9 protein-coding genes are annotated in these 10,824 nt (G+C 61.4%); 2 read left to right on the top strand and 7 right to left on the bottom strand.

Annotated features, from left to right (window positions below; genetic code table 11):
• Positions 1–187: 187 nt before the first annotated feature.
• Genes hemG through pepQ form a run of 4 tightly spaced genes read right to left on the bottom strand, consistent with a single transcriptional unit; the run spans position 188 to position 4,169 of the window.
• Entirely contained in the window at positions 188–724 is a 537-nt protein-coding gene (gene hemG / locus B2J69_RS07750) for a menaquinone-dependent protoporphyrinogen IX dehydrogenase (RefSeq protein ID WP_081137993.1), read from the bottom strand.
• A 19-nt stretch (positions 725–743) separates the two neighbouring features.
• Positions 744–2,195 (bottom strand): Trk system potassium transporter TrkH, encoded by a 1,452-nt coding sequence (gene trkH / locus B2J69_RS07745; RefSeq protein ID WP_081137991.1) that lies wholly within the window; start codon positions 2,193–2,195, stop codon positions 744–746.
• 25 nt (positions 2,196–2,220) lie between these two features.
• On the bottom strand, positions 2,221–2,838 hold the full coding sequence (locus B2J69_RS07740; RefSeq protein WP_081137989.1) for an IMPACT family protein: 618 nt from the start codon (positions 2,836–2,838) through the stop codon (positions 2,221–2,223).
• On the bottom strand, positions 2,838–4,169 hold the full coding sequence (gene pepQ / locus B2J69_RS07735; protein ID WP_081137987.1) for a Xaa-Pro dipeptidase: 1,332 nt from the start codon (positions 4,167–4,169) through the stop codon (positions 2,838–2,840). The genes B2J69_RS07740 and pepQ overlap by 1 nt, the downstream gene beginning before the upstream one ends.
• A gap of 184 nt (positions 4,170–4,353) precedes the next feature.
• Between pepQ and fadB the strand changes: the two genes are divergently transcribed.
• A complete protein-coding gene (gene fadB, locus B2J69_RS07730) occupies positions 4,354–6,537 on the top strand; it encodes a fatty acid oxidation complex subunit alpha FadB (protein ID WP_081138005.1) in 2,184 nt (727 codons plus the stop codon).
• A 9-nt stretch (positions 6,538–6,546) separates the two neighbouring features.
• A complete protein-coding gene (fadA, locus tag B2J69_RS07725; protein ID WP_081137985.1) occupies positions 6,547–7,710 on the top strand; it encodes an acetyl-CoA C-acyltransferase FadA in 1,164 nt (387 codons plus the stop codon).
• A 66-nt stretch (positions 7,711–7,776) separates the two neighbouring features.
• Here the strand turns inward: fadA and fre are convergent, their stop codons facing one another.
• From fre to pepE, 3 genes are all read right to left on the bottom strand, one after another.
• Positions 7,777–8,478, bottom strand: coding sequence for an NAD(P)H-flavin reductase (gene fre, locus B2J69_RS07720; RefSeq protein ID WP_081137982.1), 702 nt, complete (start codon positions 8,476–8,478; stop codon positions 7,777–7,779).
• 41 nt (positions 8,479–8,519) lie between these two features.
• Complete coding sequence (gene ubiD, locus B2J69_RS07715) at positions 8,520–10,004, bottom strand: 4-hydroxy-3-polyprenylbenzoate decarboxylase (protein WP_081137979.1); 1,485 nt, start codon at positions 10,002–10,004, stop codon at positions 8,520–8,522.
• A gap of 79 nt (positions 10,005–10,083) precedes the next feature.
• Entirely contained in the window at positions 10,084–10,809 is a 726-nt protein-coding gene (pepE, locus tag B2J69_RS07710; RefSeq protein WP_081138003.1) for a dipeptidase PepE, read from the bottom strand.
• Positions 10,810–10,824: the final 15 nt, after the last annotated feature.

Below are 10,824 nucleotides of genomic sequence, written 5' to 3'. Positions count from 1 at the left end.
CGGAGTCAACCCCTTTTTTTCAGGGACTTCATCCGGCGACTCAGCTGCCTGAGTCTCCTGAACACCGCATTCCGTAAGCCGTTGTGCCGTGTCAGTGGAGGCGCATTATAGGGAGTTCTTTCTGGCTGACAAGGGCTAATTTCAAAAAAATTATCGTTCGCACTATTTTTCGTCAATTCGCTGTTATTCACGCCGATTTGACGGGATATTGCACAAATTCACGGGCGAAACGCGATACCTGCTGCCAGTCAGTGTACTCCACCTCTTTACGGCTATCGGTTTCTCCGCCGGTCATACGCATAATCAGCTGGATCATCACCCGATCAAACCAGCGATAGCGCGGATAACGCAGCGCGCCGGCAAACACGGCGCAATAGTCGGGCTGCCACGGCGACTGCTGTAAGAACTTACGCGTATAGGCGTTGGTTTGCGGCGAACGCTTTTCCGGCTTGCGCGCGGTCAGGTTCACGCAGAAAAAACCGCTGGCGCGCTGCTGCAGCGCCTGCAGATGCGTCTTAATGAATTTCGCTACGGCGGGATGAAATTTGCCGTAGCGGATCGAGGCACCAATCAACACCCGATCGTACTGCGCCCAGTCAACTGCGTCGGCGTGAAGAATGTTGATCACATCGCACGCCTGCTGCGCCTTTATCTCATTGGCAATATAAGCCGCGATTTCGCGCGTTTGCCCGTCACGGCTGGAAAAGAGAATCAACGCTTTCATCTGTACATCCCGTTGTTGCTTACTCGCGCCAGAAAGTCGGCGTAAAGAGCACTAATAAGGTAAACACTTCAAGACGGCCAAACAGCATAGTGGAGATAAGGATCCATTTTGCGACGTCATTCATTGAAGTGAAGTTGTCCGCCACTACGCCCAGGCCGGGCCCCAGGTTATTCAGGGTTGCGGCCACCGCGGCGAAGGCAGAGAAGTCATCCACGCCGGTGGCGATAATCGCCAGCATGCTGACAAGAAAGACCAGCGCATAGGCGGAGAAGAATCCCCACACCGCTTCCAGAATACGTTCCGGCAGCGCGCGGTTGCCCAGCTTAATGGTATAGACCGCGTTCGGATGCACCAGGCGTTTCAGCTCACGCGATCCCTGCTTGCAGAGCAGCAGAATACGGATCACCTTCAGCCCGCCGCCGGTTGAACCGGCCATGCCGCCGATAAAGGCGGAGCAAAGCAGCAGCACCGGCAAGAACAGCGGCCAGCGTGCGATGCTGTCGGTGGTAAAGCCCGCCGTGGTCGCCATCGACACCACCTGAAAAAAGGCCTGGTTAAGGGTCTGCCAGCCGCTGGCGTAGACGTTGTGAAACCAGAGCACCAGCGTGCAGATCACCACCAGCGTCAGCTGCACGCCGATAAAGGTACGAAACTCGGGATCGCGCCAGTAAACGCGCAGGTTGCGGTTGCTGAGCAGCGAAAAATGCAGGCCGTAGTTACAGCCGGAAATCAGCAAAAAGATGGCGATAATGGTGTTGATGGTGCCGCTGTTGAAATAGCCAATACTGGCATCATGGGTGGAGAAGCCGCCAATGGCGATAGTCGAAAAGCTGTGCCCTATCGCATCGAACAGCGGCATGCCCGCCAGCCAGAGCGCCACCGCGCAGGCCACCGTCAGCAGCACATAGATCAGCCAGAGGGTTTTTGCGGTCTCGGCGATACGCGGCCGCATCTTATTGTCTTTCAGCGGACCCGGCATCTCCGCGCGGTAGAGCTGCATGCCGCCGACGCCCAAAATCGGCAGAATCGCCACCGCCAGCACGATGATCCCCATCCCGCCCAGCCACTGCAGCATCTGCCGGTAGAAGAGAATCGCTTTCGGCATCGAATCGAGCCCCACCAGCGTGGTCGCGCCGGTGGTGGTCAGGCCGGAAAAGGATTCAAAGAACGCGTCGGTAACGGAGAGATGCGGCTGCTCGGCAAAGATAAAAGGCATCGCCCCCACGCTGCCCAGCACCGTCCAGAACAGCACCACAATCAAAAAGCCTTCGCGCGGCTTCAGCTCGGTACGCTGTTTGCGATTGGGCCACCAGAGCAGCGAGCCAATCGCCAGCGCCATCAAAAAGGTCTGGCTGAACGCGCGGCCGGCGCCATCGCGGTAAATCAACGCCACCAGTCCCGGTACAATCATGGTGACGGAAAAGAGAATGACCAGCAGACCGACAATGCGAGTAATGGCGCGAAAATGCATTCAGCCGTTCCTTAGAAGATGAGTATCAGGGTGTTAACGGGTCGAGGCTCAGCGCGCCCCGGCTAAAATCAGACAGCGTCTGTGTGAAAGCGTCGATGCCGGCATAAGGCAGCGCCAGCGTCAGCGCGATACGGTCGAGATAGACAATCTCATCAATGCGGCCGTCAAACCGGGCCAGCAGACGCTCTACGTCGCCAAGCTGCGCATAGTCGCACCTCAGCGTATAGCGCTTCATCGGCACTTTGCGCGCGCGCGCCAGCTGCTTCAACCCCTGCTGAACGCCGCCGCCGTAGGCTTTCACCAGCCCGCCGGTGCCAAGCATAATGCCGCCATAGTAGCGCACCACCACGGCGGTGATCTCGCCGATATTCGCGCCCATCAGCTGCGCCAGCATCGGCTTGCCCGCCGTGCCGGAGGGTTCGCCGTCGTCGGAGAAGCCGAGCTGCTGCGAATCGTGCGGCGCGCCGGCCACCCAGGCCCAGCAGTGGTGACGCGCATCAGGATGTTCGGCTTTCACCTGCTGTACAAAGGCGCGCGCCGCCTCCACGCCGTCGGTATGGGCCAGCAGCGTGATAAAGCGGCTTTTTTTAATCGTCTCCTCGCTGATGCTGATCGTATCAGCGGGAATATCGTAAGCGTCCATCAGGCAAGGTGCAGGTCGCGCGTCATGTTCTCGATACGGTTGGCATGGACGACGACGTTATCCTCAATGCGAATGCCGCCGTATGGCTTCAGCGCATCGATCGCCTGCCAGTTCAGATACTGACTGAACGGCCCCTCGCGCAGCGGTGCCAGCAGCGACTCGATGATATAGAAGCCGGGTTCAATGGTCAGCACCATGCCAGGCTCCAGCACGCGCGTGCAGCGCAGGTAAGGATAGCGCGCCGGCGCCGCCAGATGGGTGCCCGCGTCATCCTGCATAAAACCGGCGACGTCATGCACCTGCAGCCCGAGCGGATGACCGAGACCGTGCGGCATAAAGGGCCCGGTAATGTTTTCCGCCACCAGCGCCTCTTCGCTGATCCCCTGCGCCAGATCGAACGTCAGCAGCAGCTTCGCGATGCGCTGATGCATCTGCAGATGATAGTCGGTGTAGCGCACCCCCGCTTTCAGCGTGCCGATCAGCGCCAGCTCCTCAGCGTTCATCGCCGCCACCATGCTGGCGTACAGCGAATTCTTCTGCGCCGCGTAGCTGCGCGTCAAATCGGCGGCGTAGCCCAGATACTCCGCGCCGGCGTCGATCAAAAAGCTGTGGCGCTTCGCCGGCGGCTGGTGATCGAGCCGGGTGTAGTGCAGCACGGCGGCGTGCTCGTTAAGCGCGATGATATTGCCATAGGGCACGTCAACGTCGCGATGGCCGGTGGCCGTCAGATAAGCCAGGTTGATATCAAACTCGCTCAGGCCGGAGAAAAACGCCTCTTTCGCAGCGCGATGTCCGGCGACGGCCAGCTTCTGCGCCTCGCGCATGCAGGCCAGCTCGTAATCGGTTTTGATGCTGCGGTGGTAGTGCAGGAAATCGATCACCGCTTTCGGGTTGGTATTGGCGGCGCTGATGCCGAGCTGCGCGGCGCGCGAGACCACCGGGCCGATATAGGCGACATTGTCGCGCTGCGCGGGCAGCAGTTCGCCAATATCATCGGCGTTTTTCAGGCCGATAACCTCGACTGCGTCGGTCCAGAAGCTGTTCGGCAGCGGTTCGACGTTATGCCAGTAGTCAACCGGCGAGTAGAACCAGAGTTTCGGCTTGTTGACGCCGTCGATCAGGAGCCAGCAGTTCGGCACCTGCGTCACCGGCACCCAGGCCTTGAACTGCGGATTCACCTTAAAGGGATAGTCATGATCGTCGAGAAAAACCGTCAGCAGCTCGCCGGAATGAATCAACATCGCATCCAGTTTGTTGCGTGCCAGCACCTGCTGCGCCCGCTGTTGCAGCCTAGCGATATGCGTCTGATACAGCGTTTTCAGTGAATCCATTGCTCGCTCTCCCGTGTCGCGAAAATCGCCGCAGTGTAGCACAGCCGCTGGCTGAACGCCGCGTCCGGGAGGCTGTGATCCTGTTAGCAAATAAGCAAACTTTGGTTTGCAAAAAATTAACACCAATCCCACACTCCAGATCATCTGGTATGACCAGATCAACTTTCGCGATCAGGAGACGCACATGCTCTACCAAGGCGATACCCTTTCCCTGCGCTGGCTCGAAGACGGCATCGCTGAGCTGCAGTTCGACGCCCCCGGCTCAGTGAATAAACTCGACACCAAAACCGTCGCCAGCCTCGGCGAAGCGATTGGCGTACTGGAGCAGCAGCCTGCGCTGCGCGGCCTGCTGCTCAGCTCGGCTAAACCCGCCTTTATTGTCGGCGCCGACATCACCGAATTTCTCTCGCTGTTCGACGCGCCAACCGAAAAGCTCAGCCAGTGGCTCGCCTTCGCCAACAGCATCTTTAACCGGCTGGAAGATCTGCCGGTGCCCACTCTCGCCGCGGTTGACGGCTATGCGCTGGGCGGCGGCTGCGAATGCATCCTGGCGACCGATCTGCGCGTCGCCACGCCTGACGCGCGTATCGGCCTGCCGGAAACCCGGCTCGGCATTATGCCAGGCTTTGGCGGCAGCGTGCGTCTGCCGCGCCTGCTCGGCGCCGACGCCGCGCTGGAGATCATCGCCGCCGGTAAAGATGTTGACGGCACCGCGGCGCTGAAGCTCGGGCTGGTTGATGCCGTGGTCAGCCGCGATAAGCTGCGTGACGCCGCGCTGGTGATGCTGAAGGACGCTATCGCACAGGAGAGCTGGCGGACGCGCCGCGCGCCCAAGCTGGCGCCGCTGCGCCTTAGCCCGATTGAGGCCGCGATGAGCTTTACCGTGGCTAAAAACGTCGTGCTGCAAACCGCAGGCAAACACTATCCCGCGCCGCTCGCCGCGGTCAAAACCATTGAAGCCGCCGCCGCGCTGGGACGCGACGACGCGCTGAAGCTGGAAACCGCCGCCTTCGTGCCGCTGGCGCAGAGCGATGAGGCGCGCGCGCTGGTCGGCATCTTCCTGAACGATCAGTACGTCAAAGGGCTGGCGAAGAAACACGCCAGCGCCAGCAGCGCGCCTGAACAGGCGGCGGTGCTGGGCGCGGGTATTATGGGCGGCGGCATCAGCTATCAGTCAGCGTGGAAAGGCGTGCCGGTGAAGATGAAGGATATCCAGCCGCAGGCGCTGACGCTGGGCATGAACGAGGCAGGCAAGCTGCTGAACAAACAGCTGGAGCGCGGCAAGATCGACGGCGGTAAGCTGGCCAGCACCATCGCCATGATCCAGCCGACGCTCGACTATGCCGGCTTCGAGCGCGCCGATATCGTGGTCGAAGCGGTGGTGGAAAACCCGCAGGTCAAAGCGAAAGTGCTGGCGGAAACCGAGCAGCATCTGCGTGCGGATGCGGTGCTCGCCTCTAACACCTCGACGATCCCCATCAGCCAGCTGGCGCAGGCGCTGCAGCGTCCCGAGAATTTCTGCGGCATGCACTTCTTCAATCCGGTGCCGCGCATGCCGCTGGTGGAAGTGGTGCGCGGCGCGCAGAGCAGCGACGCCACTATCGGCAAAGTGGTCGCCTGGGCGAGCAAAATGGGCAAGACGCCGATCGTCGTCAACGACTGCCCCGGCTTCTTCGTCAACCGCGTGCTCTTCCCCTACTTCGCCGCCTTCAGCCTGCTGCTGCGCGACGGCGCCGATTTCCGCCAGATCGACAAGGTGATGGAGAAACAGTTCGGCTGGCCGATGGGTCCGGCGTGGCTGCTGGACGTAGTCGGCATCGACACCGCGCATCACGCGCAGCGCGTTATGGCGGACGGTTTCCCGACGCGCATGAGCAAAGATTATCGCGACGCCATCGACGTGCTGTTCGATGCCGGACGCTACGGCCAGAAAAACGGCAAAGGCTTTTATCGCTGGGAGACGGATCGCAAAGGCAAGGCGAAAAAAGTGCCCGACGCCGAAGTCGAGACGCTGCTTAACCCGATCTGCGCCTCAACGCGGGTTTTCAGCGACGAGGAGATCCTTAACCGCATGATGATCCCGATGCTGAACGAAGTGGTGCGCTGCCTGGAAGAGGGCATCATCGCCTCGCCGGCGGAAGCGGATATGGCGCTGGTCTACGGCCTCGGCTTCCCGCCGTTCCGCGGCGGCGCGCTGCGCTACCTCGACACGCTCGGCAACAGCAACGTCGTCGATCAGGCCAGGCGCTACGACGCGCTCGGCCCGCTCTACCAGCTGCCCGCGCTGCTGCTGCAGAAGGCGCACCAGCATGAAAGCTGGTATCCGGCGGCTCAACCCATCGACGAAGCGGCGCTGCAGAGCGCCTGAGGAGAGAAAATGGAAAATGTGGTGATTATCGATGCGCTCCGCACGCCGATGGGTCGCTCTAAGGGTGGCGCGTTTCGCCAGGTGCGCGCGGAAGATCTCTCCGCCCATTTAATGCGCGAACTGCTGAGCCGCCATCCCGCGCTGGAGGCGGCGAGCCTGGATGATGTGGTGTGGGGCTGCGTGCAGCAGACGCTGGAGCAGGGTTTTAACATTGCGCGCAATGCCGCGCTGCTGGCGGAGATCCCGCATCGCGTGCCGGCGACCACCGTTAACCGCCTGTGCGGCTCATCGATGCAGGCGCTGCACGATGCGGCGCGCGCCATTATGGTTGGCGATGCCCACGCCTGTTTGGTCGGCGGCGTCGAACATATGGGACACGTGCCGATGAGCCACGGTGTCGACTTTCATCCCGGACTGGGTCGCACGGTGGCCAAAGCGGCGGGCATGATGGGCCTGACCGCCGAGATGCTGGCGCATATGCACCATATCAGCCGCGAACAGCAGGACGCTTTCGCGCTGCGCTCGCACCAGCGCGCCTGGGCGGCGACGCAGCGCGGCGACTTCCGGCGGGAAATCGTGCCGACCTACGGCCACGACGCCGACGGCGTGCTAAAACGCTATGACTACGACGAGGTGATCCGCGAGGAGACCAGCCTCGAAGGGCTGGCGGCGCTAAAGCCGGCGTTCGATCCGGTGAACGGCACGGTAACGGCGGGCAGCTCGTCGGCGCTCTCCGACGGCGCGGCGGCGCTGCTGATCATGAGCGAAACCCGCGCGCGCGACCTCGGCCTGACGCCGCGCGCCCGCATTAAAAGCATGGCGGTGATCGGCTGCGATCCGTCGATCATGGGCTACGGCCCGGTGCCCGCCAGCCGGCTGGCGCTGAAGCGCGCCGGATTGAGCATAGAGGATATCGAGGTGGTCGAGCTGAACGAGGCGTTCGCCGCACAGACGCTGCCCTGTATCAAAGATCTCGGTTTGCTGGATCGGCTGGACGACAAGGTGAACCTGAACGGCGGCGCGATTGCGCTCGGTCATCCGCTCGGCTGTTCCGGCGCGCGCATCAGCGCCACGCTGCTGAATATTATGGAACGACGCGACGCCCGCTTTGGCCTTGCCAGCATGTGCATCGGCTTAGGCCAGGGCATCGCAACCGTATTCGAACGTCTGTAATACGTTGGATCACGTTGGCCGTTTCTTCCCGCCCGTCAGGGGCGGGTTTTTTCTGCCTGCCGCGCCTTAGATAAAGGCGAAGGCGTCACCAAACATCTGCGCCTCTTTGGCGCCGCGCTCGGCGCAGAAGCGGTCGCGCGCGATTTTCGCCATTTCAAAACGTCCGGCGATATAGATATCGTGCTCCGCCAGCGTGGCGAAATCCTGCATTACCGCGGTCAGCACCGTGCCGGAACGTCCCTGCCAGCCCGCTTCCGGCTGCTCAACCACCGGCACCACGCGCAGGTTGGGATGTTTCACCGCCAGCGCGTTCAGCTCATCCAGATCGTAGAGGTGCTGCAGTTCGCGGCCGCCCCAGTAGATGGCGATTTCGCGATCCGGCTGCTGTGCCAGCGCGGTCAGCAGAATTGAGCGCGCATAGGAGAAGCCGGTGCCGCCAGCGATCAGCACGATCGGACGGGTGCTCTCTTCGCGCAGCCAGGCGTCGCCGTGGGGAATATCCACGGTGATCTGGCGATCGTCGCGGATGCGGTCCATAACCGCCATGGCGTAGAGATTGAGATCGGAGGCGCCGATATGCAGCTCGATAATCTCTTTTTCCATCGGCGTTGAGGCGAGTGAGAACGGACGCTTGTCGCGCTCGTCCATTACTACCATCAGATATTGCCCGGCGCGAAAGGTGAAATCCGCTTCGGGGATCAGGCGAACGCGATATACGGTGTCGGTAATCGCTTCTACTGAGGTTACTTTACAGCTTAAGGTTGTCATGCGTTCCCTCTGTCGGGTCGTCATTATGGTTATGCGCGCCGTCAGCGCTGCGGCGGCTGAGTAAAGATGCCTAAGTCATCCCAGATTGCGTCGATGCGCGCCGTCACGGCGGGATCCTTCACGATAGGACGTCCCCACTCGCGCTGGGTTTCGCCCGGCCATTTATTGGTGGCGTCCAGTCCCATCTTGGACCCCAGGCCAGAAACCGGCGAGGCAAAATCCAGATAGTCGATGGGCGTGTTCTCCACCAGCACCGTATCGCGCGCCGGATCCATACGCGTGGTAATGGCCCAGATCACGTCGTTCCAGTCACGTGCGTTAACATCGTCATCACACACAATAACAAATTTGGTGTACATGAACTGCCGCAGGAATGACCAGACGCCAAACATCACGCGCTTCGCGTGGCCGGCGTACTGTTTCTTCATCGTCACCACCGCCAGGCGATAGGAGCAGCCCTCCGGCGGCAGATAGAAATCGACAATTTCCGGAAACTGCTTGATCAGGATCGGCACCAGCACTTCGTTCAGCGCCACGCCCAGCACCGCCGGCTCATCCGGCGGACGGCCGGTGTAGGTCGAATGATAGATGGCGTTTTGCCGCTGCGTCACGTGGGTTACGGTGAACACCGGGAAGTTATCCACTTCATTGTAGTAGCCCGTATGATCGCCATAGGGGCCTTCCGGCGCCATATCGCCCGGCTCGATGTAGCCTTCCAGCACGATTTCCGCGCTGGCGGGCACCTCCAGATCGTTGGAGAGGCACTTCACCACTTCGGTTTTATTGCCGCGCAGCAGACCGGCGAAGGCGTACTCCGACAGCGTGTCCGGCACCGGCGTCACCGCGCCGAGGATGGTGGCGGGATCGGCGCCGAGCGCCACCGACACCGGGAAGCGTTCGCCGGGATGGGTCTGGCACCACTCCTGATAGTCGAGCGCGCCGCCGCGATGAGAGAGCCAGCGCATAATCAGGCGGTTTTTGCCGATCACCTGCTGGCGATAGATGCCGAGGTTTTGCCGCTCTTTATGCGGTCCGCGCGTGACGGTCAGCCCCCAGGTGATCAGCGGCGCGGCGTCGTCCGGCCAGCACTTCATCACCGGAATACGCGACAGATCGACCTCGTCGCCGCTGTAGACCACTTCCTGACAGGGCGCGTTGCGCAGCCGTTTAGTCGGCATGTTCAGCACCTGTTTGAACTGCGGCATCTTGTCGAACAGATCGCGGAACCCTTTCGGCGGCTCCGGCTCTTTCAGAAACGCCAGCAGCTTGCCGACCTCGCGCAGGGCGCTGACCTCTTCCTGGCCCATGCCCATCGCCACGCGTTTCGGCGTGCCGAACAGGTTGCACAGCACCGGCATATCATAGCCTTTGGGGTTTTCAAACAGCAGCGCCGGTCCGCCGGCGCGCAGCGTGCGGTCGGCGATCTCTGTCATTTCCAGTTCGGGATCGATCGCCTGGCTAATGCGCTTTAACTCGCCGCGCTGCTCCAGCAGCGCGAGGAAGTCTCGTAAATCGTGATATTTCATGCGGCTTTCGCTTCCAGCCAATGTGAATCGGCCATTATAGGGCCGATTCTTAAGGCGTGTTGGGTTTTATGCGGCAACCTTAGTCGCAGCGAAAGGGAACCAGCGCCTGCAGCGCCGTGGCGTCGCGGCAGGCCTGGGTCGGCCGATCGTGGCGGAAAACTTTAAAATCCTCGCCGCGCACGCTGAAGTAAGCGAGCTGGTTTTCATGCACATGCAGGAAACTGCCCTCGCGCAGCGCAATCACCGACTCCTCGGGATTGACAGCGCAAAACTCCGCCAGCCGTTCGTCGCGCGTTTCGCCCATATGCCCGCTGGCGTGCGCGTCGAGATAGTGCGGGTTGATCTGCACCGGAAACAGGCCCAGCGCCGGCAGCACCACGCTGCTGCGCACCGGCATATCGTTGGTGGTGCGGATCGACGGCGTCGCCACGTTGCAGCCAGCGCTCCAGCCAACGTAGGGCACCTTGCGTTCGCGCACCGCGCGCTGAATCGCCACGATCAGCCCGGTCTCGTGCAGCATCTGATTCAGCAGCCAGCTGTTGCCGCCGCTCACCAGGATCAGCTCCGCCTGCTCAATGGCCGCCACCGGCGTGGCGAAATCCTGCACGCAGCGCACCTCAATGCCCAGCGAGGCGCCTAGCTCGTCGGCGCGCTGCTGACGATCGCCGCGAATAATGGCGTAGGGCACCAGCACCGCCGAACGGATGCCGCGCTGGGCGATCATTGCGTGCAGCTGCGGCAACGCATAGCCGAGCAAAGGGGCGTCGTCGGCCAGCTTACCGTTGCTCAATAAAAACAGTTCCATCAGCAGATCCTTTTC

Origin of the sequence: Pantoea latae (assembly GCF_002077695.1) — a bacterium.
Taxonomy (GTDB): Bacteria; Pseudomonadota; Gammaproteobacteria; order Enterobacterales; family Enterobacteriaceae; genus Pantoea; species Pantoea latae.
The sequence above is the reverse complement of the archived record's forward strand: the minus strand, read 5'-3'. Positions and strand labels throughout refer to the sequence as shown.

Coding starts and splice junctions, on each gene's coding strand:
- hemG (WP_081137993.1), bottom strand. CDS start 724: ATGAAAGCGTTGATTCTCTTTTCCAGCCGTGACGGGCAAACGCGCGAA.
- trkH (WP_081137991.1), bottom strand. CDS start 2,195: ATGCATTTTCGCGCCATTACTCGCATTGTCGGTCTGCTGGTCATTCTC.
- B2J69_RS07740 (WP_081137989.1), bottom strand. CDS start 2,838: ATGGACGCTTACGATATTCCCGCTGATACGATCAGCATCAGCGAGGAG.
- pepQ (WP_081137987.1), bottom strand. CDS start 4,169: ATGGATTCACTGAAAACGCTGTATCAGACGCATATCGCTAGGCTGCAA.
- fadB (WP_081138005.1), top strand. CDS start 4,354: ATGCTCTACCAAGGCGATACCCTTTCCCTGCGCTGGCTCGAAGACGGC.
- fadA (WP_081137985.1), top strand. CDS start 6,547: ATGGAAAATGTGGTGATTATCGATGCGCTCCGCACGCCGATGGGTCGC.
- fre (WP_081137982.1), bottom strand. CDS start 8,478: ATGACAACCTTAAGCTGTAAAGTAACCTCAGTAGAAGCGATTACCGAC.
- ubiD (WP_081137979.1), bottom strand. CDS start 10,004: ATGAAATATCACGATTTACGAGACTTCCTCGCGCTGCTGGAGCAGCGC.
- pepE (WP_081138003.1), bottom strand. CDS start 10,809: ATGGAACTGTTTTTATTGAGCAACGGTAAGCTGGCCGACGACGCCCCT.